The sequence below is a fragment of the Bacillus sp. LR_5 genome (assembly GCF_042709275.1).
Genome location: NZ_JAVAXX010000082.1, coordinates 1 through 22622, shown reverse-complemented (window position 1 = coordinate 22622; position 22622 = coordinate 1). Strand labels below are relative to the sequence as shown.

The 22622-nt window shown below is 43.6% G+C and carries 22 protein-coding genes and 1 other annotated feature; of the genes, 15 read left to right on the top strand and 7 right to left on the bottom strand.

Annotation, left to right across the window (positions count from 1 at the left end):
* The 11 genes from RAC86_RS17480 to bceB form a co-directional block, all read left to right on the top strand.
* Nucleotides 1–125: hypothetical protein (locus tag RAC86_RS17480; RefSeq protein WP_377885905.1), on the top strand; the 125-nt coding region annotated here is incomplete at its 5' end.
* Nucleotides 126–158: 33 nt separating this feature from the next.
* A complete protein-coding gene (gene ytrA, locus RAC86_RS17475; RefSeq protein WP_003229121.1) occupies nucleotides 159–551 on the top strand; it encodes a GntR family transcriptional regulator YtrA in 393 nt (130 codons plus the stop codon).
* Entirely contained in the window at nucleotides 544–1422 is an 879-nt protein-coding gene (ytrB, locus tag RAC86_RS17470) for an ABC transporter ATP-binding protein YtrB (protein ID WP_003229123.1), read from the top strand. The genes ytrA and ytrB overlap by 8 nt, the downstream gene beginning before the upstream one ends.
* Nucleotides 1416–2402 (top strand): ABC transporter permease subunit, encoded by a 987-nt coding sequence (locus tag RAC86_RS17465; protein WP_377885904.1) that lies wholly within the window; start codon nucleotides 1416–1418, stop codon nucleotides 2400–2402. Before ytrB ends, RAC86_RS17465 begins: the two co-directional genes overlap by 7 nt.
* A 31-nt stretch (nucleotides 2403–2433) precedes the next feature.
* Nucleotides 2434–3411 (top strand): ABC transporter permease YtrD, encoded by a 978-nt coding sequence (gene ytrD, locus RAC86_RS17460; protein WP_377885903.1) that lies wholly within the window; start codon nucleotides 2434–2436, stop codon nucleotides 3409–3411.
* A gap of 14 nt (nucleotides 3412–3425) precedes the next feature.
* Nucleotides 3426–4121 (top strand): ABC transporter ATP-binding protein YtrE, encoded by a 696-nt coding sequence (ytrE, locus tag RAC86_RS17455; RefSeq protein WP_003229129.1) that lies wholly within the window; start codon nucleotides 3426–3428, stop codon nucleotides 4119–4121.
* Complete coding sequence (gene ytrF / locus RAC86_RS17450) at nucleotides 4111–5421, top strand: ABC transporter permease YtrF (protein WP_377885902.1); 1311 nt, start codon at nucleotides 4111–4113, stop codon at nucleotides 5419–5421. Before ytrE ends, ytrF begins: the two co-directional genes overlap by 11 nt.
* A gap of 96 nt (nucleotides 5422–5517) precedes the next feature.
* Complete coding sequence (bceR, locus tag RAC86_RS17445; RefSeq protein ID WP_033884849.1) at nucleotides 5518–6213, top strand: two-component response regulator BceR; 696 nt, start codon at nucleotides 5518–5520, stop codon at nucleotides 6211–6213.
* The gene (gene bceS, locus RAC86_RS17440) at nucleotides 6206–7210 is read left to right on the top strand and encodes a two-component sensor histidine kinase BceS (protein ID WP_003229135.1); all 1005 of its coding nucleotides are present in this window, start codon (nucleotides 6206–6208) and stop codon (nucleotides 7208–7210) included. The genes bceR and bceS overlap by 8 nt, the downstream gene beginning before the upstream one ends.
* A gap of 101 nt (nucleotides 7211–7311) precedes the next feature.
* Entirely contained in the window at nucleotides 7312–8073 is a 762-nt protein-coding gene (gene bceA, locus RAC86_RS17435) for a bacitracin ABC transporter ATP-binding protein BceA (RefSeq protein ID WP_003229137.1), read from the top strand.
* On the top strand, nucleotides 8063–10003 hold the full coding sequence (gene bceB, locus RAC86_RS17430) for a bacitracin ABC transporter permease BceB (RefSeq protein WP_038429493.1): 1941 nt from the start codon (nucleotides 8063–8065) through the stop codon (nucleotides 10001–10003). Before bceA ends, bceB begins: the two co-directional genes overlap by 11 nt.
* A 36-nt stretch (nucleotides 10004–10039) precedes the next feature.
* On the opposite strand, the gene RAC86_RS17425 is transcribed toward bceB, so the two are convergent.
* On the bottom strand, nucleotides 10040–10786 hold the full coding sequence (locus RAC86_RS17425; protein WP_377885901.1) for an LMBR1 domain-containing protein: 747 nt from the start codon (nucleotides 10784–10786) through the stop codon (nucleotides 10040–10042).
* A 188-nt stretch (nucleotides 10787–10974) separates the two neighbouring features.
* Between RAC86_RS17425 and RAC86_RS17420 the strand changes: the two genes are divergently transcribed.
* On the top strand, nucleotides 10975–12168 hold the full coding sequence (locus tag RAC86_RS17420) for an MDR family MFS transporter (RefSeq protein WP_119899716.1): 1194 nt from the start codon (nucleotides 10975–10977) through the stop codon (nucleotides 12166–12168).
* A gap of 236 nt (nucleotides 12169–12404) precedes the next feature.
* Here RAC86_RS17420 and ytvA read toward each other — a convergent pair whose 3' ends face one another.
* Nucleotides 12405–13190: a YtvA family blue-light photoreceptor gene (gene ytvA / locus RAC86_RS17415; protein WP_119899714.1), complete on the bottom strand. Its 786-nt coding sequence runs from the start codon at nucleotides 13188–13190 to the stop codon at nucleotides 12405–12407.
* 404 nt (nucleotides 13191–13594) lie between these two features.
* On the opposite strand from ytvA, the gene RAC86_RS17410 reads away from it, so the two are divergent.
* From RAC86_RS17410 to RAC86_RS17400, 3 genes are all read left to right on the top strand, one after another.
* Complete coding sequence (locus RAC86_RS17410; protein ID WP_003246114.1) at nucleotides 13595–13930, top strand: DUF4257 domain-containing protein; 336 nt, start codon at nucleotides 13595–13597, stop codon at nucleotides 13928–13930.
* Between the two features lie 102 nt (nucleotides 13931–14032).
* Nucleotides 14033–14247 (top strand) — a binding site (T-box leader).
* A gap of 107 nt (nucleotides 14248–14354) precedes the next feature.
* The gene (gene leuS, locus RAC86_RS17405; RefSeq protein ID WP_017695459.1) at nucleotides 14355–16769 is read left to right on the top strand and encodes a leucine--tRNA ligase; all 2415 of its coding nucleotides are present in this window, start codon (nucleotides 14355–14357) and stop codon (nucleotides 16767–16769) included.
* Between the two features lie 115 nt (nucleotides 16770–16884).
* Nucleotides 16885–17196 carry a rhodanese-like domain-containing protein gene (locus RAC86_RS17400; RefSeq protein WP_004398993.1) on the top strand — a complete coding sequence of 104 codons (312 nt, stop codon included), beginning with the start codon at nucleotides 16885–16887 and terminating at the stop codon, nucleotides 17194–17196.
* 21 nt (nucleotides 17197–17217) lie between these two features.
* On the opposite strand, the gene melA is transcribed toward RAC86_RS17400, so the two are convergent.
* The 5 genes from melA to RAC86_RS17375 are packed head-to-tail and all read right to left on the bottom strand — an operon-like array spanning nucleotide 17218 to nucleotide 22615.
* A complete protein-coding gene (gene melA, locus RAC86_RS17395; protein WP_038427852.1) occupies nucleotides 17218–18516 on the bottom strand; it encodes an alpha-galactosidase MelA in 1299 nt (432 codons plus the stop codon).
* A 19-nt stretch (nucleotides 18517–18535) separates the two neighbouring features.
* Nucleotides 18536–19366: a carbohydrate ABC transporter permease gene (locus tag RAC86_RS17390; protein WP_014480612.1), complete on the bottom strand. Its 831-nt coding sequence runs from the start codon at nucleotides 19364–19366 to the stop codon at nucleotides 18536–18538.
* Complete coding sequence (locus RAC86_RS17385; protein WP_377885900.1) at nucleotides 19363–20274, bottom strand: carbohydrate ABC transporter permease; 912 nt, start codon at nucleotides 20272–20274, stop codon at nucleotides 19363–19365. The genes RAC86_RS17390 and RAC86_RS17385 overlap by 4 nt, the downstream gene beginning before the upstream one ends.
* Nucleotides 20267–21547 carry an ABC transporter substrate-binding protein gene (locus RAC86_RS17380; protein ID WP_377885899.1) on the bottom strand — a complete coding sequence of 427 codons (1281 nt, stop codon included), beginning with the start codon at nucleotides 21545–21547 and terminating at the stop codon, nucleotides 20267–20269. The genes RAC86_RS17385 and RAC86_RS17380 overlap by 8 nt, the downstream gene beginning before the upstream one ends.
* A gap of 33 nt (nucleotides 21548–21580) precedes the next feature.
* On the bottom strand, nucleotides 21581–22615 hold the full coding sequence (locus RAC86_RS17375; RefSeq protein WP_033884841.1) for a LacI family DNA-binding transcriptional regulator: 1035 nt from the start codon (nucleotides 22613–22615) through the stop codon (nucleotides 21581–21583).
* Nucleotides 22616–22622: the final 7 nt, after the last annotated feature.

Genomic DNA, 22622 nt, shown 5'->3' with positions numbered 1-22622 from the left:
AACGAAACAAACGTAACGTGCCAATGCTGATTGCGGCATCTGTGATCGCTTGTTCTTTTTTTCTTGTTCTCGTGATGATCGGTTTTGAATGGCAAAAAAGTATAATTGATCATTTTTATCTATAAAAGGTTCAGATCGTATAGAAAGTAGGGAAGTAAATGATTCAAATCGATCCAAGAAGCTCAACACCCATTTACGAACAAATTATTCAGCAAATGAAAGAGCTTTGTTTGAAAGGGATCATGAAGCCTGGTGATAAGCTTCCTTCTGTCAGAGAATTGGCAACGATCATTATTGCGAATCCGAACACTGTCAGCAAAGCGTATAAAGAACTTGAGCGAGAGGGGATTATTGAAACGCTGCGGGGCAGAGGGACCTATATATCGGAGAATGCAAAAACGACACTGGTTGAAGGGAAGATGACGATGATTAAAGAGCAACTCAAACAGCTCATCATCGATGCACACTATGCAGGGGTTGAGCTGGAAAAACTGCACGAATGGATAAAGGAAATCAGCGCTGATGTGAAGGGAGGCAAAAAAAATGATTGAACTACGGCAGCTGTCAAAAGCGATTGACGGCAATCAAGTATTAAAAGATGTTTCATTAACAATCGAAAAAGGAGAAATCTTTGGATTGCTTGGACGCAACGGATCAGGGAAAACGACGATGCTTCGCTTAATCCAGCAAATCATTTTCGCTGACAGCGGAACGATTTTATTTGACGGCGTAGAAATCAAAAAGCACCCGAAGGTCAAACAAAATATCATCTACATGCCTGTTCAAAATCCTTTTTACGACAAGTATACATACAAGCAGCTTGTTGATATCCTGAGAAGAATATATCCGAAATTTGATGTCACGTACGCGAATGAACTGATGAACAGATACGAAATTCCAGAAACGAAAAAATACCGTGAGCTGTCGACAGGCTTAAAAAAACAGCTGTCCCTCGTTCTGTCGTTTGCGGCGAGACCGGCGCTGATCCTTCTGGATGAGCCGACGGATGGAATAGACGCGGTGACAAGGCATGATGTGCTGCAGCTGATGGTCGATGAAGTGGCAGAGCGTGATACGAGCATCCTGATTACGTCCCACCGGCTTGAAGACATAGAGCGGATGTGCAACCGAATTGGTTTTCTCGAAGATAACAGGCTGACGAATGTGATGGATCTTGATGAGCTAAAAGAAGAATACATCAAAATTCAAATGGCGTTTGATACAGATGTCAATTTGGCCATCAGAGAGCAAAACATTCCGATGCTCGATCAGGCCGGCGTGTTTTACACAGTGCTGATTCCGAAAAGCGATGAGGAGAAAAAGAGCTTTTTGAGAGAGCTGAAGCCAAAAGTATGGAATGAGCTTCCTGTCAACCTGGAAGAAGTGTTCATTGCGAAGTTTGGAGGGAAGCGGAGATGGTAGACCGAGGTCTCCTCTATCGAGAGTGGAAGCAGAATCAAGTGGTGATTTTGTTAAGTATCGTGTTTTTAGTGTTGGCAAATCCTTTAACGATTTATCACTCATATTCTTTAAACGAGTCATGCCTAGCACATTCAGACCCAAAACTGTGTGCATTTTTTGTGGATTACCACATAGACAGCATGATTCAAATCAATTGGGTGATAGGGATTATACTGGCAGTATGTTTGGTCGGGCTTGAACGTTCGAGAGGTACGATGGACTTTTTGTTAGGTCTTCCATATAAAAGAAGCCAAATTTTTCAAACGAAATTTTGGCTAGGCGCAGTTGTCCTTTTGCTTTCACAATTAGTCGGATTTTTATTGGCATGGCTGCTGATTCTTTTCTTAAAACCTGAACAAGTAAACTTTTTTGAACATGGAAGCATTGGTGTTATGATCACTAGCATTATGTTTTACTCATTAGTAATGGCCGCTGGGTCGTTAGCTGGAAACGCTTTTGCCCAGTTGTTGACAGCTTTTGCAACTTCTGTATTGCCATATTTGATTATCGTTTTGCCATTTTCTAATATAGAAATTATCTCAGGGGTTCAAGTTTGGAGACTAATTCCTAACGTTGAATATTACTTCGATTTTGAAAATAATTTGATGGACTTTTCCCCGATTGCTTATGTGGATTCAAGTTGGGTGACGGAAAGTAAATATTTATTATTAATCCCTGCAGTGATGAGTATTCTCTTTTATTTTATTGGTTATATCAGTTTTATAAAACATCATAATGAGCGTAATGGATACTTTTTCTTATGGAAAACATTAGATCGACCTATTCAAATCCTTGTCATCGTGTTAGGAATCCTAGGTTTTGGTATAGTGGGGCATTCTGCTGGTGAATCCATAGCGGGTTACATTATCGGAATGATTATCGGAGGAATTGTAGGGTTTTTGATCAGTTATTTTTCCATCTTTAAAAAAGTAAGACATTAAGATAACGGTTTATAGTTCGGAGGGAAGTAAAATGCCGGATTCCGGTCTGCTTTATAAGGAGTGGAAACAAAATAAAGTCGCCTTAGTTATCACCATTTTGGTTTTTATACTAGGTAATCCTTTATCGATTTTCAATATGTATCTTACCTATCAAGGCTGTGTCACTGGAAAAGAAAATTGGGTCGGCCCCTGCGTATTCAGCGTTGATTATTTAAACAGCTCATTTATCTCATTGTTTTGGATTTGGGGAGTCGTTTTGGCGGTCAGCCAGCTAGGGATTGAACGAAGCAAGGGCTACTTTGACTTTACATTAAGCCTTCCATATACACGAGGGCAGATATTTCATGCGAAGTTCCTTACCGGCGGAATGGTGATTGTGGTGCCGCAGCTCATAGGTTATGTTTTGTCTGTTTTGCTGATCATGCTTTTGAAGCCAGATCAGGCCGTTTATTTTCACAATTACAGCCTTGGAATGATCATTGTCAGCATGCTGGCTTATTCGCTTGTTATGGCGGGAGGAGCTTTGACAGGCAATAGTTTCGCACAGCTTCTAGTCTCATTTACCGTGGCCATTTCGCCATTTTTGCTCATCAGCCTGCCTGCGATCAACCTCGAGATCCTTTTTGGCGGATCAATAGATTTTATCCATGGTCCAGTACCTAAATGGGTGCAGTATTTCATTCCGATAATTTATGTAGACTCGAAATGGGCTGAGAATTCACCATATTATTTAGTCATTCCGGCTATCATGACTATCATTTTTTACATCATCGGCTATATTAGCTTTGTTAAAATGTCTAATGAAAGAAACGGATATTTCTTCTTATGGAAGCCGCTTAACCGCCCGGTGCAGATCATCGTTATTATCATAGGAATCATGGGCTTCGGCTATTTTGGATTTACTGCAAGCGAGAGCTTTGCCGGTTATCTCATTGGCATGGGTACAGGTGCGGTAATCGGTTTCTTGATTAGTTATTTTGCGATTTATAAAAAAATGAAACTTTTGTAAGGGAGAGAGAACATATGATTGATGTTCAGCATATCGACCATTCTTTCACGATCGGAAAAAAGGGCCGTGAGAATGAAGTTCCAGTATTGAAGGATGTTTCATTGAGCGTGGCGAAAGGGGAAATCGCCTGCATTGTCGGACGAAGCGGCTCAGGGAAATCAACGCTTTTGAATTTAATTTCCGGCTACATATCGCCGACAAAAGGGCGGATTGTCATTAATGGCACTGATGTTACGGGGTTTAATGAAAAGGAATGGGCGCAATTTCGGCTTGACCATTTCGGGTTTATTTTTCAGAGCTTTCAGCTCATCCCGGGTTTAACGACGTATGAGAATGTGGAAATGCCGCTGGCGTTAAAAGGAATCAAGCCATCTGAGCGGAAGCAAAAGGTGCAGGACATGCTGAAACGCGTCGGTCTGGAAAACCACGCCGCTCATTATCCGAATGAACTGTCAGGCGGCCAGCAGCAGCGTGTCAGTATTGCTCGAGCATTGATTTTAAATCCTTCGATTATCTTAGCGGATGAGCCGACGGGAAGCCTTGATTCAGAAACGGAACATGAAGTGCTGGAATTGATCCAGCAGCTGAATCGTGAGCGTGGCATTACATTTGTGATCATTACTCACGATGATGAAGTCGCTTCTATCGGACATTCAAAATTTCAGCTTCATGATGGTGTGCTAAAAGGAGGAATTACCGTTGAGGTTTAAGGATCAGGTTCATTTTATCAGAAGAAATATGAAGAAAAACAGGCTTCGCGTCTTTATGACGATTCTGGCGACAACAATGGCGTGTGCGTTTTTGGTTGTGCTGTCGTCCGTTGGATTTGGGCTTCAAAAGACAATTACAGATATGACAATGAGCCAGCAGATTGTAACGAAAGTCAGTGTAATGGGCAAGGAAGGAGACAAGCCTATTAAAAAAGCTGATTTAGAGAAGTATGATCACGTAAGGTCAGTTGTAGAAAGAACGCAAGTGTATGAACCAAACAAAGCTACTTTAGGCAATCGTACAAATGAAAGCTCAAATCTCATTTTTACTAATATGAATGATGAATTAAAGGCCAATATGGAATTGGAAAAGGGAAGAGTCGCAAAGTCGGAAAATGAAATCGTAGTAGGATACGACTTCGCAAAGAGATTATTGACGAAAAAAGAATCGGAAGAATATAACAAAAAAATCGAAGAAGCAAAAGGAAATCCAGAAGATATAAAAGAACCAAAGGGCTATACGAAAGATATTCTGAACAAAACAATAGAACTAAGTGTATCGAAGACAGATCCTAAAACAGGGGATGTTACAAAAACAAAAACATATGACTTTAAAATTGTCGGTATTACAAAAAAACCATCTCAAGACTGGATGGAGGACTCAAACATTTTTATCAGTGATCAATTCAAAAAAGATTTTTCGGAATTCTTAGATTTCAAAGGCGGAAATGTTGAAACGAACATTGGTGTTTTTGCTGATAAGTTTGAGAATGTGGAACAGCTGACAAATGATCTAACAGATGACGGGTACTATGTCACATCAGTGACTACTGAACTTGAGGGAGCCAATACCTTCTTCATGGTCTTCAAAATCGGACTGATCTTTGTCGGATGTATCGCAGTTATCATTTCAGCGATCGGCATTTTTAACACGATGACGATGGCGGTGACAGAGAGAACGCAAGAGATCGGCATTATGAAAGCGATTGGGGCGAGCCCGTCAATCATTCGCCGAATGTTCTTGATGGAAAGCGCGTATATCGGAATTTTAGGCTGTGTGATTGGGATTATCATTTCTTACGGCGTGAGCTACCTTGTCAACCTGGCCGTTCCGATGATTCTTGCGGCCACAAGCGGAAGCGATGCGGGCGACTTGAATTACACATTCTCCTACATCCCGGCGAGTCTTGTGATCATTGCCGTTGTGATTTGCGGAGGGGTCGCAGTCATTTCCGGAATGAACCCGGCGAGAAAAGCAACAAAAACCAACGTGCTGACAGCGTTGAGAAGAGAACTATAATGCGAACGAGCCGGCTGAGACAGCCGGCTTTTTCTATAGCGCATGATAGCGTTTTGCTATACACTTGATAAAAAAGGAAAAAGTGCGGTGAGTTGATTGTTTAAACTTTTGCTGATTGAAGATGATGAATCGCTGTTTCATGAAATCAAGGATCGTTTAACGGGATGGTCCTATGATGTATACGGCATTCAGGATTTCAGTCAGGTGCTGCAGGAATTTGCGGCGGTTAATCCTGATTGTGTCATTATTGATGTACAGCTGCCTAAATTTGACGGCTTTCATTGGTGCCGGCTGATCCGCTCCCGGTCAAATGTTCCGATTCTCTTTTTATCCTCCCGGGATCATCCTGCTGATATGGTGATGTCCATGCAGCTCGGGGCAGATGACTTTATCCAAAAGCCATTTCATTTTGATGTGCTGATTGCGAAAATCCAAGCGATGTTCCGGCGTGTGCACCATTATAATACGGAGCCGAATACGATTAAAACGTGGTGCGGCGCTGCTGTAGACGCGGAGCAGAACCTCGTCAGCAATGACAAAGGATCTGTTGAACTGACCAAAAATGAAATGTTCATTCTAAAACAATTAATAGAGCAAAAAAACAAGATCGTCAGCCGGGAAGAGCTGATCAGAAGCTTGTGGAACGATGAGCGTTTTGTTAGTGATAATACGCTGACCGTCAATGTCAATCGCCTTCGAAAAAAACTGGACGCCCTGCAGCTTGGTGCATATATCGAGACAAAGGTGGGCCAGGGCTACATCGCGAAGGAAGAGGACAAGTTCTATGATTAAAGCATTCCTTATCGAAAGGCGGAGCTGGATTGCCGCGTTTTTGTTTCAGCAGGCTTTGATGCTGTTCATTGCTTTTGTCGATCCTTCCATATCATTTGGGAATGTACTTTATATGGTGTATTTGTGCATCTTGTTTTTTATCATATTCCTTTGGTTCCGCTATCGGAAAGAAACAGCGTTTTATAAAAGCTTGAAAACATGGGAGAACAATCTCGATGTGACAGCCATAAATGAACCGGAAACGCCGTTTGAAGCAATGGTTGAAAGAAGCATTGCCGGGCAAACAGAACACTTGAAGCAGACCGCAGCACGGCATCGCTTAGCATTGGAAAATGAAAAAGATGAGCTGATGGCATGGATCCATGAGGTCAAAACCCCATTAACAGCGATGCATTTAATCATTGATAGAATGGAAGAAAAAGCACTGAAATCCCAGCTGTCATATGAATGGCTGCGTATTCACCTGCTTCTTGATCAGCAGCTTCATCAAAAACGCATATCATTTATTGAAAACGATCTGTCAGTAGAATTCATTCAGCTTCAGCCTTTGATCTTTAAAGAAATCAAAGATTTACAATCGTGGTGTATCCAAAAAGGGATCGGTTTTGACATAAAGCTCGAGGCCAAAGAAGTGCTGAGCGATGCAAAATGGCTGGCGTTTATCATCAGGCAGCTGCTGACAAACGCGGTGAAATACAGCGAAGCCTCTGAAATCGAGATCAAAAGCTTTCAAAAAGGGGAACAGACGCAGCTCCAAGTGAAGGACTGTGGCAGGGGCATTGATCCAAAAGATGTACCGCGTATTTTTGATAAAGGGTTTACATCCACAACGGATCACCATGATCAAGCGTCAACTGGCATGGGGCTGTACTTGGCAAAAAAAGCAGCGGCGCCGTTATTGATCCATATTGATGTTGAGTCGGAGTTTGGTGCGGGAACAGTTTTTACATTAACCTTTCCAATACGGAATCAATTTGAACATGTCATAAGCGTGTGACGAAAATGTCACATGCTTTTCTTTTTTGTTCGCCGTATCGAAGGAAAAGCCCGGCATTCCTTTTTATAATGAGATTATCCAATATAAAGGAGACTGCGTAAATGGTGATTTTAGAAGCGAATAAAATTCGAAAAAGTTATGGAAACAAGCTGAATAAACAGGAAGTGCTGAAGGGCATCGATATTCACATTGAAAAGGGCGAATTCGTCAGTATTATGGGTGCTTCCGGGTCGGGAAAAACCACTTTGCTCAACGTTCTGTCCTCAATCGATCAGGTCAGTCACGGAACCATTCATATTAATGGAAATGACATGACGGCTATGAAGGAAAAGCAGCTGGCTGAATTTAGAAAACAGCATTTAGGCTTTATCTTTCAGGATTACAATTTGTTAGACACATTGACAGTGAAAGAGAATATCCTTCTGCCTTTATCGATCACGAAACTATCAAAAAAGGAAGCCAATCGCAAGTTTGAGGAAGTTGCAAAGGAACTGGGAATATATGAATTGCGGGATAAATACCCGAATGAAATTTCCGGCGGCCAGAAGCAGAGAACATCCGCTGGAAGAGCGTTTATTCATGACCCGAGCATTATTTTCGCTGATGAACCGACCGGCGCGCTCGATTCGAAATCGGCCTCCGATCTATTAAATAAGCTGAGCCAGCTCAATCAAAAACGCAACGCGACGATTATTATGGTTACCCATGATCCCGTCGCTGCCAGCTACTGCGGCAGAGTCATTTTTATTAAGGACGGGCAAATGTATACACAGCTGAATAAAGGGGGCCAGGACAGGCAAACGTTTTTCCAGGATATTATGAAAACGCAAGGCGTGTTAGGCGGGGTGCAGCATGAACATTAATCAGCTCATCCTGCGAAATTTGAAAAAGAATCTCCGGAATTACTATTTGTATGTGTTTGCGCTCATCTTTAGCGTGGCGCTTTATTTCGCCTTTGTCACGCTGCAGTATGATCCAGCAATTAACGAAGTGAAGGCTTCAATCAAGGGAGCCGCGGCTATTAAAACCGCTTCGATTTTGCTTGTGGCTGTTGTGGCGATCTTCATTTTATATGCCAATACGATTTTTATTAAGAGACGGAGTAAAGAAATCGGGCTGTTTCAATTGATTGGAATGACGAAGCATAAAATTTTTCGCATCTTAAGTGCAGAAAATGTCATGCTGTATTTCGGTTCATTAGCGATCGGGGTAGCGGCCGGGTTTTCGATATCGAAGCTTGTCTTGATGATTCTGTTCAAAATTGTCGATGTCAAAGCGGATGCGAAACTGCATTTTTCTGAGCAGGCCTTGGTCCAAACGGTCATTGTGTTCTGCGGCATTTACCTTTTGATCATGATCATGAATTATACGTTTATCAAAAAACAGAGTATTTTATCTTTGTTTAAAGTAACGTCCTCCACTGAAGACAAAGTAAAGAAAATATCATTTTTCCAAATGATAATCGGCGCTTTAGGCATCGTTTTGATTTTGACAGGATACTATGTGTCTTCTGAGCTGTTTGGCGGAAAATTTAAGACCATTAATGAACTGTTTGGTGCGATGAGCTTCATTCTGGGGAGCGTCATTATCGGGACGTTTTTGTTTTATAAAGGATCAGTTACGTTTATCTCGAATATCATTCGAAAAAGCAAGGGCGGTTACTTAAATATTTCCGAGGTCCTGTCACTGTCATCGATCATGTTCAGAATGAAATCGAACGCGTTGCTGCTAACGATTATTACAACCGTTTCAGCGCTCGCCATCGGGCTGTTATCTCTTGCTTACATCTCGTATTACTCGTCAGAAAAGACCGCTGAACAAAATGTAGCGGCTGATTTTTCATTCATGAATGAGAAAGATGCCAAGTTATTTGAAAACAGTTTGAGTGAAAGCAACATCTCGTTTGTAAAAAAAGCAACCCCTGTCCTGCAAGCAAATGTTGACATTGCAAATATCATGGATGGAACTCCGAAAGAGATGCAGGGCGATCCCGGCAATATGCAGCTTGCTGTTGTTAGCGACAAAGATGTAAAAGGAGTCGATGTGGCGGCTGGAGAAGCCGTTTTCTCAGGATACACCGACTTGCTGCAAAAAATAATGGTTTTCAAGGACTCTGGTGTTATTAAAGTAAAAAGCAAGCACGAGGCGCAGCCATTAAAATATAAAGGATTAAGAGAAGAGTTTCTTGTATCCTACACGTTTACAAGCGGGGGCATGCCCACTGTCATTGTGGATGACAGCCTGTTTAAACAGCTGAACAAGGATAAGGACCCCCGCATTCAGCTGGCGCAATCTACATTTATCGGCGTCAATGTGAAACATGACGATCAAATGGAAAAAGCAAATGAGCTTTTTCAACAGGTGAACAAGAAAAACGAGCATTTATCAAGACTGGATACAAGCGCTGCGCAAAAATCACTGTTTGGTATGGTGATGTTCATCGTCGGCTTCTTAGGGTTAACGTTCCTGATTACATCAGGTTGTATCCTTTATTTTAAACAAATGGGTGAAAGTGAAGATGAAAAACCGAGCTATACGATTTTAAGAAAACTCGGTTTTACGCAGGGCGACCTGATAAAGGGGATACGTATCAAACAAATGTACAACTTCGGCATTCCGCTCGTTGTCGGCCTCTTCCACAGTTACTTTGCCGTCCAATCCGGCTGGTTCTTATTCGGATCAGAGGTATGGGCGCCTATGATTATGGTGATGGTGTTATATACTGCGCTCTACTCCATTTTTGGTTTTCTGTCAGTTCTTTATTATAAGAAGGTTATTAAATCGTCGTTGTGAAACAGAAAAAGCTCCAGACATTCTGGAGCTTTTTGTTTATCGTTTTGGCGCCCGATAACCGGCGGCTTCAGCTTCTTCAACTGAGCAAAACATTTCAGCCGGATCGGTTGTCCGGTCGTAGTATGTACTGCCTGGCGTGTGGTAGATGCCGTTTTTGCTTCCTTTGATATTACAGCCTTCTGCTTTGTCAGCTGTTTTGGTTTCATCACTTTTACTCGTATTGTTTGAAGAACTTCCAGTGTCTTCATGAGAACTGGCGGTTTGGCTTTCCGTCTCTTTTAATTGATTTTCAAGCTTTGTTTTATCTTGTCGGAGTGTTTCATTTTCAGCCTTTGCCGTTTTTGCATCTTCTTTGAGCTGCTTTTGATTTTCTTGAAGCTCTTTAATCTCAGCTTTTAATGATTTCTGAGTCTTTTTTAAATCGCTATTTTCGTTTTTAAGCTTCTCAAGCTTGTCTTGATCTTCTTTGTTGTCTTTTAATTTCTTTGCTTCGGAGCTGACAGATTTATATTCTTTCTCAAGTTCTTCATGCTCTTTTGTGAGGTTTTTATATTCGGCGTTTAGCGCTGAATATTTTTTCTCGGCATTTGCTGCGGCAGTGTCAGGTTCTGCCAATGCTGCCCCGGTAAAGAGCAGCACAAGGCCTCCAATGAAAAGCGGCCAAAAAAGTCTCTTGGAGAAACGTTTTTCCTTTTTCAGTACATATCTGACAAGGTGATATAATCCATAGCCTAGTGCAATGAGACATGCCAGAAAACCTAAGAATGCTAATGCCATTTCCATAATATGACCCCTTTTTCTATTTATTTTACATTTTTCAAACAATATTTGTTAGATTTTTTCACGCTCATCAGTTGAAAAATGTGAGAGAGACAGATAGAATGAATGTGCTATGATAACTGGATTCGTACGGAGCCGTTTTAGGTTTCGTTTTTTTCATGAGCTTTTTTAGGTAAGAAAGGGGGATGAGTATGCCGCGTGCTCTTAAAATTTTAGTCATTGGAATGTTTATCAATGTGACGGGTGCTTCTTTTTTATGGCCGCTGAATACGATTTATATCCATAATCATTTAGGAAAGTCGTTAACAGTAGCCGGACTTGTCCTGATGCTGAATTCCGGCGCCAGTGTGGCTGGTAATTTATGCGGAGGTTTTTTGTTTGATAAAATCGGCGGTTTTAAATCGATTATGCTTGGGATAGCCATTACGTTAGCAAGCCTGATGGGTCTTGTCTTTTTTCATGATTGGCCAGCCTATATTGTGCTGCTGACGATTGTGGGCTTTGGCTCTGGTGTTGTTTTTCCGGCCAGCTACGCAATGGCGGGATCGGTATGGCCTGAAGGGGGAAGGAAGGCATTTAATGCGATATATGTCGCGCAAAACGCGGGTGTGGCCGTCGGTTCAGCGCTTGGCGGTGTCGTGGCGTCTTTCTCGTTTTCATATGTGTTTTTGGCGAATGCCGCGCTGTATCTGGTCTTTTTCTTTATTGTATATTTCGGATTTCGAAATATTCAGACGGGAGATGCGTCCCAAACATCCGTGCTTGATTATGATGCTGTGAACAGCAAAGCAAAATTTGCCGCACTGATCATTTTAAGCGGAGGCTATGTACTGGGATGGCTGGCTTATTCTCAATGGTCAACCACAATTGCTTCGTACACACAAAGCATTGGAATATCTCTTTCCTTATACAGTGTGCTATGGACGGTTAACGGAATTCTCATTGTGCTCGGCCAGCCGCTCGTCAGTTTTGTGGTGAAAAAATGGGCCGAGTCGCTAAAAGCGCAAATGGTCATCGGCTTTATCATTTTTATTGTGTCTTTCAGCATGCTGCTGACTGCAAAGCAATTTCCGATGTTTCTCGCTGCGATGGTGATCCTGACGATCGGAGAAATGCTTGTTTGGCCTGCTGTGCCGACAATTGCCAATCAGCTTGCCCCTAAAGGGAAAGAAGGCTTTTATCAAGGCTTTGTCAACAGTGCGGCGACAGGCGGCAGAATGATTGGTCCCCTGTTCGGAGGAGTGCTTGTCGACCATTACGGCATTAAGGCCCTTGTTTTATCTCTGTTGGTATTGCTGCTGATCAGTATTGTCACAACGCTTCTATATGACAAACGGCTAAAATCAGCTAAAGAAACAAATAAGCAGGCATCAATCTCTTCATAATAAAAGATCCCGCTGGGTGAGCGGGATCTTTTAGCGTGTCGACAAACCCTCGCATTCGTTGTCAGGCCTGCGCTTCGGTGCTCACGAATTAGAACATTCGCTCCGCTCCTATGCTCGTCCTTCCTAGACTTCAAGGGTTTTCAATCACGCTGAAAAGATGACAAAATCCTAAAATGAAAACCATTTTAGGATTTTGTCAACAATCTGAAAGATCCCGCCGGATGAGCGGGATCTTTTTACATAATCGGAAGCACGTTAACGGCATCCTTTACATTTAAAAATGTTTTCAGCGATGAAAAATTGGCATCCAATTTATTCATTTTCATGGCCAATTCAGGCTTAATGCCGGTAATGATTAACTCAGTTCCGGTCAATTTCAGCAAATGGCTCAGCTTGAAAATTTGGTCGGCCGTTTGTTCGTTCACTTGGGCCAATCCGGATAAATCAATGATCAAATAATCATCTTTGGATGTTGATAAGATATTCGTCAATGTGCAAACAATGGAATTAAATCGCTCCTCTGTCAGGTTTCCGACTAGCGGAAGAGCCGAAATGCCATTGCGAATCGGGACAATAGGAGTTGAAAGTGCAGTAATTTCCGTGAGGGAATCCTCGAGAAGCTTTTCATACTCTTTTTGCTTGGTGATGTCTTTCTGAATTCCGACAAAATACGTTTTATCCTCTATTTCCATTGGATCAATATTTAATTCATTCCAGAACATCGTTCCGTCTTTTTTGTAGTTTTGAATCTGAACGGTGACCGGTTCTTTATTTTGTAAAGCGGTTCTGATGTTGTCCACTTCTGCAGGATCTGTGTGCTTCCCCTGTAAGAAGCGGCAGTTCTTTCCTAAAATTTCCTCGGTCTCGTAGCCGGTCATTTGAACAAAGCCTTGATTTACGTAGATAATAGGATTATCTTCAAGTGCGGGATCTGTAATTACCACACCGACTCGCACGTGATCAAGCGCTTTTTTGATGACTTCCAGCTGTCCTGGTATCCCAAATGATTGAAAACTAGCCATATAAATCCCCCTTAGGCCGTCAGCTTGCTATGCGAAAGCCTGATATTCCCCTTTTTTAAAATGAATTCTACAGTAACCGTAGCACAACACATGTTCTGATTCAAGCAAGTGCAGTTTGTTGTTTGTCATTAGGGCTTGTCCTCGTATACACTAAAAATAAGAACAGAATTTGAACATATGAACGGAAAGGTTTTCTACATGCTAAATAGGTGACTAGGTCAATGTCACTGGGTGAAAAATGAATCCAATGCATCAAGCTTACCGATCATGTGTTCACATATAATGGAAGAAACAAGCTTTTTACAGATTTGCCGGTATGTAGATATCGAAAATCATCGGAATCGTTTAAGGGGGCTGGATGGCCTGAAGTCGCTTTACGAAATAAGGGCTTTAGGAAGGTGATGATGAAGATGCTGCATCAGGTACTCATTGCTTGTGTAATTGGAGGAATCATGGGGATTCTCGGTCATGTGAAAAAGAGAGGCAGGCTGGAGAAGCCCAGAATGACGAAGCGGTTTATCTACCTTGGATTTTTGGAAGATTGGTTTATCGGCATGACGGCTTCCATTTTACTTGTATTATCCGCTGACCCCGATTCAGGAATTCAACTTGTCATCTTATCCATTATCTCAGGCTACGGCGGTGAAGCTGTTCTCAGAAGTTTTGACTTTGTGAGAGAACTGAACAGCGGCGGCGAACCGGCCGAGTCCAAACGTCAAACCAAAACTCCACCCGAATAATTGTCCTCAATCTCCGCCCGTTCAGGGTACATTCCCATTGTATACAAACCTGCTTGCACTTATGAACAGAATTCTATAAAATACAGTTAGATTACGGTTGCGATAAGAACAATGAAGAGGAGCAGTAAGAAACAGATATTGTTGCAGAGAGTTGACGGCTGGTGAAAGTCAATCAAGTTTGTTTCCGAACTCACCTCAGAGTTGCAGCGGTGAAAAGCCGCTGACGCATAACTGCGTTAAAAGTATCAAGTGAGTGCGGCGTATGCCGCGCTAACGAGGGTGGTACCGCGGGAAAACGAAAGTCTCTCGTCCCTTTTAGGGATGAGGGAGTTTTTTTTAGTTTGGGAATATTCTGAATAATCCTCTCCTTCCCGTCAATACTTGAACCATACACGCCGTATTCAATCAGAAGGAGGTTTTTACTTTGAGTTTTCAGCACAAAGAGATAGAAAAGAAATGGCAAACATATTGGCTTGAAAACAAAACATTTGCCACTCTTGATAATAATGAAAAACAAAAATTCTACGCGCTGGACATGTTTCCTTACCCGTCTGGAGCTGGGTTGCACGTCGGCCATCCTGAAGGATACACAGCTACCGATATTCTGTCCCGCATGAAGCGCATGCAGGGCTATGATGTCCTTCATCCAATGGGCTGGGACGCATTCGGTCTGCCGGCTGAACAATACGCGCTTGACACAGGGAACGACCCCGCTGTGTTTACGAAGCAGAATATTGATAACTTCCGCCGCCAAATTCAAGCGCTTGGCTTCTCATATGACTGGGATCGCGAAATCAATACGACTGACCCTGAATACTATAAATGGACGCAATGGATTTTCTTAAAGCTATACGAAAAAGGCCTTGCTTACGTTGACGAAGTGCCTGTAAACTGGTGCCCTGCGCTCGGTACGGTTCTTGCCAACGAAGAAGTCATTGACGGCAAGAGCGAACGCGGCGGCCATCCGGTAGAGAGACGCCCAATGAAGCAGTGGATGCTGAAAATCACCGCTTATGCGGACAGGCTCCTTGAGGACTTGGAAGAGCTTGATTGGCCGGAAAGCATTAAAGATATGCAGCGCAACTGGATCGGCCGTTCGGAAGGCGCTCACGTTCATTTTGCTATAGATGGACATGATGATTCCTTTACGGTGTTTACAACAAGACCAGATACGCTGTTTGGCGCTACATACACTGTCCTTGCCCCGGAACACGCATTGGTGGAAAACATCACAACGGCAGAGCAAAAAGAAGCTGTTGAAGCTTATATCAAAGAAATTCAATCAAAGAGTGACCTAGAACGCACAGATCTTGCGAAAACAAAGACAGGCGTATTTACAGGAGCGTATGCGATCAATCCTGTAAACGGAGAAAAACTGCCGATTTGGATTGCGGATTATGTTCTTGCATCATACGGAACAGGTGCTGTCATGGCAGTTCCTGGACACGATGAGCGTGATTTTGAATTCGCCAAAACATTTGGCCTTCCGGTGAAGGAAGTCGTAAAAGGCGGGAACGTCGAGGAAGCAGCTTATACTGGCGACGGCGAGCACGTGAACTCTGATTTCCTGAACGGCCTTCACAAACAGGAAGCGATTGAGAAAGTGATCGCTTGGCTGGAAGAAACGAAAAACGGTGAGAAGAAAGTGACGTACCGTCTTCGTGACTGGCTCTTCAGCCGCCAGCGTTATTGGGGCGAGCCGATTCCGGTCATTCATTGGGAAGACGGAACGTCAACAGCTGTCCCTGAAGAGGAGCTGCCGCTGATTTTGCCGAAAACGGATGAAATCAAACCGAGCGGAACGGGCGAATCACCGCTTGCGAACATTAAAGAGTGGGTGGAAGTCACAGACCCTGAAACAGGGAAAAAAGGAAGAAGAGAAACGAATACAATGCCGCAATGGGCGGGAAGCTGCTGGTATTTCTTGCGCTATATTGATCCGCACAATCCGGATCAGTTGGCATCACCAGAAAAATTGGAAAAATGGCTTCCGGTCGATATGTATATCGGCGGTGCAGAGCATGCCGTGCTTCACCTTCTGTATGCCCGCTTCTGGCATAAGTTCCTTTATGATATCGGCGTAGTGCCGACGAAAGAACCGTTCCAAAAGCTGTACAACCAAGGAATGATTCTCGGTGAAAATAACGAAAAAATGAGTAAATCTAAAGGGAACGTTGTCAACCCTGACGAAATCGTGTCCTCTCACGGTGCTGATACGCTGAGATTGTACGAAATGTTCATGGGGCCTCTTGATGCTTCAATCGCCTGGTCTGAATCAGGATTAGACGGTGCGCGCCGTTTCCTTGACCGTGTATGGCGCCTGTTTATTGAAGACAGCGGTGAGCTTAATGGCAAAATCGTTGAAGGCGCGGGTGAAACATTGGAGCGCGTCTATCATGAAACGGTCATGAAAGTCACAGACCATTATGAAGGCCTTCGTTTCAACACGGGTATTTCCCAGCTGATGGTCTTTATTAATGAAGCGTATAAAGCAACAGAACTGCCGAAAGAATATATGGAAGGCTTCGTGAAGCTTCTTTCTCCTGTCGCGCCACACTTAGCGGAAGAGCTATGGGAGAAGCTTGGCCATTCCGGCACAATTGCCTACGAAGCTTGGCCTGTATATGATGAAACAAAACTTGTGGATGATGAAGTTGAAATCGTTGTTCAGCTGAACGGAAAAGTAAAAGCGAAATTACAGGTTCCTGCCGATGCAACGAAAGAACAGCTGGAACAGCTTGCTCAAGCAGATGAAAAGGTCAAAGAGCAGCTTGAAGGCAAAACGATTCGGAAAATCATCGCAGTGCCTGGGAAGCTTGTCAATATTGTGGCAAACTAAGCCTAGAAAAAATCCCCTTTGCCAAAAGGGGATTTTTTTCATCAGTCTAAGAATAGCAATCGTTCAGCTGACTTTGATATACTGAACATGATCACTGTGAATAGGAGTGTTTTCTTTGGAAATAAAAGAAATCAGCACAGCCGCTTTGAAAGAAAAAATTGAGGCGGACGAAGAATTATATTTAATTGATGTCAGAGAAGATGAAGAGGTAGCGGAAGGCATGATCCCGCAAGCCGTTCATATTCGCATGGGGGATATTCCTGAAAAAATGGAAACCCTTGATAAAGACAAAGAGTACGTATTTATCTGCCGCTCAGGAATGCGCAGCATGAACGTCTGCAAGTACCTGGATGAGCAAGGCTTTAAAACAGTCAATGTTGAAGGCGGCATGATGGCCTGGGAAGGCGAAACAAAACCAAAAAACTAGGGGAGAGCGGTCCCCTAGTTTTTATTTGTATGCCGGAAGCCAATCGCCGTGTGCTGCAAATAAATCGTCACACATGGAGATGATGTCCTTCATGGAAAGCTCCGCGCTTGTATGCGGATCAAGCATTGCAGCTTGGTAAACCGCTTCTTTTTTCCGTGTGACAGCCGCTTCGATTGTCATCAGCTGTGTATTAATATTCGTCCGGTTTAAGGCGGCAAGCTGCTCAGGCAGTTCTCCGGCGAAGCACGGTGTAATTTTTTTTCTGTCGGCGACGCATGTCACTTCCACAACCGCTTTTGAAGGAAGGTTGGTGATCAGCCCTGTATTCAAGACGTTTCCTCCGAAGGTGAATGGTTCGTTTGTTTCCATTGCTTCTATAATTCTTGAACCATATTCCTTTGAGCGTTCGTGCGTAAGGTTTTTATTATTGACGATATCATCCCGCATTTTCTCCCAATTTTCAATCTGCTTGACGCACCTTCTCGGATATTCGTCGAGCGGGATTTGCAGCTCGCTGATCAGTTCAGGGTAATTCCGTTTAATAAAGTATGGGTGATACTCTGCGTTATGTTCGGACGATTCCGTGACATAATAGCCGAACTTATCCATTAATTCAAACCGCACCATATCATGATGCTTTGTTTTTTGTTTTTCTTTCGCTCTCCTTTTGATTTCTGGATATAAATCTGTGCCGTCTTTTTTGACTTCCAAAAGCCAAGCCATATGATTAATGCCTGCGATGCGTTCCTCAATTCCGTCATGCTCCATTCCGAGAGCTTTAAATAAATCCTTCGTGCACACTTGAACACTGTGGCAGAGCCCGATTGTTTTGATATTGGTATAGCGGAGCATGGCGCCTGTAAGAGTGGCCATTGGATTTGTATAGTTTAAGAACCATGCGTCAGGGCACATTTCCTCCATATCTTTTGCGATATCAAATAAGACCGGGATTGTTCTGAGAGATCTGAATATCCCGCCGATGCCGACTGTATCGGCGATCGTCTGGCGCAGCCCATACCGTTTAGGAATCTCGAAATCGATGACTGTGCTCGGTTTGTATCCTCCAACCTGAATCGCATTGATGACATAGCCTGCGTTTTGCAAGGCGAGTTTTCTGTCATCATAGCTGTTGATGGCCACACTTGGGTTATAACGGTCTCTTAGATTTTCGAGCATGAGCTGGGATTCCTGCAGGCGTTTGGGATCAATGTCGTAAAGAGCGAACTCAAATCCATTCAGTGCCTCTGTTAATAGGCAGTCTCCCAAAACATTTTTGGCGAAAATCGTGCTCCCTGCACCGATAAATGTAATCTTTTTCATATTGCTTCCTCCTTTAATGTTAACCCTTTACCGCTCCGGAAGACAGGCCGGCAATAAAGTATTTTTGCAGCGCCAAAAACAGAACAACCATCGGCAGCATTGCCATAAGTGCCGCTGCGGCAACTAAATGAAGGTTGTTTGCGTTTTCTCCGAAAAAACCTGCCATGGCTACTGTTAATGTCTGAACCTTTTGATCTTGTAAAAAGAAAATGGCAAATTGATAGTCGTTCCAAATAAAGACACAAGAAATAATACAGATGGTCGCAGTGATCGGCTTCAGCAGAGGAAACACAATCGTAAAAAAGATTTTCAGCATGCCTGCGCCGTCAATTCTTGCGGCTTCTTCAAGCTCTTTTGGAATGGTCGATCGGATAAAGCCTGAATATAAGAATACGGTTAAAGGCATGTAAGCCGCTGTATTGATGAAAATGGCGATTGCGTGTGTATTGACCATTCCGGCGTCCACGACCATTCGGTACAAAGGAACCATGGACGTTAACGGAGGGATGATCATAATGGAAATCAGCAAGGCAAAAACGGCTTTATTCAGTTTCGTTTCCCGCCGGGCAAGCGGGTAGGCGGCAAGTGAGCCGAATATAATTAATAACAAGGCAGAAAAACCTGTGATGATCATGGTGTTTATAAAAGAGTTTCCTAGCGAAGCGCGCTCCCACGCCTCTGAAAAATTATGAAAGGAGATGTCGGCTGGAAATATCCATTTCGAACTGTAGTCTCCTTTTGCTTTCAATGAAGTGGTCAGCAGGATATAAAAAGGAATAAAATGCGCACAGGCCACAATGGCTGCAAGAAGCGTAATGATCCGCATGCTTTTTGTACGGGCGGCTCTCATGACATTTCCGTCTCCTTTCTTTTAAAGTACGCAAGTGCGCAAAAGCTGATGATCAAAATGACAAAAGCCATAAATATGCCTTGCGTTGCGGCATAGCCGGCATCCTGCCGTTTGAAATACAAATCATACATAAACGTGGACATGGATTGTGACGCATTTCCGGGTCCGCCTGCGGTGAGTGCAATGATGACGTCAAACAGCTTTAAGCCTCCGATAATGTTGATGACCATATTAATGGTAATGGAGGGCATTAACAGCGGCAGCGTGATGGTAAAAAACTGCTGGCCTTGTTTCGCGCCATCCATTTGCGCCGCTTCATAGTAGTCTTTCGGAATGCTTTGCAGACCGGCTAAGTAGACAACCATAGCGATCCCGACATATTGATAGGTGTTAATCATGACAATGATCCATGGATTGAGCGAGGGACTGGCGAGCGCATTAATAGGGCTGATGCCGAAGACCCAGAGCAAATCGTTGAGCGCGCCTCCATCATAGGAGAAGAAAAAGTACCAAATGTAGCCCATAATGAGCGGGCTGATCATCACCGGCAAATACACAATTGTTCTTGTTACCGCTTTCGTTTTAATGCTTTGATTTAAGAGCAGAGCGTACAGAAGCCCGACCACATTTTGAAAAAAGGTGCTGCCAAGCCCGTAAAGCAGCGTGTTTTTTAAGATATGCCAAGTGTCAGGATCAGAAAACAGCCTTTCATATTGCGCGAATCCAACCCATTGGTAGACTTGTGAAAAGCCGTTCCAGTTTGTAAAGGTAATCAATGTGCCTTTCACAAACGGATAAATCATAAAGACCAGAACGGAGAGCAAAGCAGGAATGTACATCCACCAAAGTGAGGACTGCTTTTTTGGCTTAACCTGTTTCACATGAACGTCCCTTGCGATCTCACTCATTGTTTTCAGCTCCCTGTATTTCCGATTGCTCCCGGAGTCGTTTATATTCTCTTCCCAGCTTCTGCGAAATGTCTTGAGGCGCCAAAATGTCAGCCGCGAGCTCCTGCCCAACCGTGCCCAGGACATCCCACATTCCGTTTGGCAAGTATAAACGGTCGAAGTAAGGCTCGACTTTGACATCTTGATAATGCTCATAATCGTTTGCGTAGAAAATATCAGCTTTCACATTCGTCAGCCCTGAAGGAAGCGATGTGGCTTCAGCCATTTGTTTGGCATTGGCCGGGCGGGCCATAAATGCGATAAATTCTTTTGCCTCTTTTAATTGAGGCGAATCTTTCCATGCTGCAAGGGTGTAGCGTTCACCGCCGATCCATATCGGGTCATCACCGGGATGGATGGCAGGTGTCGGGATAATGCCGACCTTGACATTCGGATTGATCTGGGCAACGTCTTGGCCGAGTGTGCCGCCTTGCATTGTAAAGGCGATTTTGTTTTGGGCCATTAATTCAATGAGCTGTGATTTTTTTGCCGTGACGGCGTCGATGTTAATCAATTTTTCTTTCTGCATTTGTTTGAGGATTTCTGATAAGTAAGTGAATTTATTCCATTTAAAAGAACCGTTGATGAGCTGTTTTTTTTCATTATGGGCAGGGTCTGTGATGAGAAGAGGTGTAGCGAATTGGTCGTAATATTGAGCGAATGAGCTTTTGTCATATCCGGCAAACCAGAAGGGAACAATGCTTCCCTTGCTCTTTTCTTTAATCGTTCTCAGTGCTTTGATAAAGTCATCCATGGTTTTCGGCGGAGCAATGCCGTAACGGTCTAAAATATTGCGGTTATACGCCAGACCGTCTTTTGCCTGATTGACCGGATAGGCATACACCTTTCCGCTTTTATTTTTGAGGATGCTGTTTAAATTAGGATCAAGATCTTGAGTCCATTCCATATCCCGGAGATCCGCTGTATATTCTCCGTACCTGATTTTCCCCCAGCCATGTGTATCGAATAGATCTGGCAAATCATTGGCCGCCATTCTGACACGCATCATATTTTCATAGTCATTGCCTGGGAAATGAAGGCTGACACGAATGTCACTGTGTTCCTTTTCGAATGTTGCTGCCAGTTTTCTGAACGTATCTCTTTCACTGTCGGTTGACATTGTAGAATAAATGGTTAACGTCTTTTTTGCGGTATCTGCTGAGCTTTTCTCTGCTGAACACCCGGGCAGAACAAGCAGAATAAGAGAGAGAAATAAAACAAAAGTGTGTTTCATCTTTTCCTCCTTATCATCGTGATGAATCTTTGCTTATGTCACCTCCTTTGCTGTACATCCGCAGCTTTGTCTTACGATTAATGTTGTAGGCAGGGTGACATGGTGGGGAAGCGTACGGCCATTGAGACGGTCAAGCAGCAGTTTTACGCCTGTCCGGCCCATTTCCTCTGTGTATACCTTCACCGTCGTTAAAGGCGTGCTGGCAAATTCAGCTTCCTCAATGCCGTTAAAGCTGACGATTGCGGTATCCCGCGGCACTTGCAGTCCGGCTTCCTGAAGCGCTTTTAATGCGCCGATCGCCATAGAATCGCTGGCAATAAAGAATGCTTCCGGCAGATGGCCTTGATCGATTGCTTTCTTCATCAGGCGATAGCCCTCACGCATGCTGTATTCTCCGATCAGCACATGCTCAGGCTGGGGGGCGGCTGACTCCAAAAAAGCGGTCAGGCGTTTATCTTCAATCGTTCTGCGAATGCTTTGGCCGTCCTTCAGCGTATGCTCTTTTTCTTGTCCGCCAATGTAGCCTAACCGTTTGTAGCCTAAGTCGAAAAGGTGATCAATCGCCTGGCGTGAAGCCGATTCAAAATCGATGCCAATCGAATCGTATGCTTGCGGATCTGGTGAATGATTGATAAATACGGCATGCTCCAGCCTCCCGCTGATATGCTTAACCGCTTCATCATGAACACGGCCGATGACAATGACACCATCCAATTCCCGAAAGATATGTTCCTGAAAGGAGCCGAGATGAATCGAATTTGTAATGAAAATTTCCTGTTCAAAGCATTCCTTTTCAATCCCTTTCCGAATGGAAGAAAAATAAGGGTCCTGCCTTTCCTGATCAGGGGACAGACAGCTCAGCACACCGATCAGCGGCTGGGCCCGCTGTTTTTGCCCGCGGGCTTTTCGGCGTTTGGCAACGGTTTGATAACCAAGCTCTTCAGCGATGTTGATGACTCTTTGTCTCGTTTCGCCCGCAACAGAAAGCGACTCATCTTCATTTAAAATTCTGGACACAGTTGCGCTGGAAACTTTAGCTTTCAAGGCGATATCTTTAATACGAACCATGGGTATC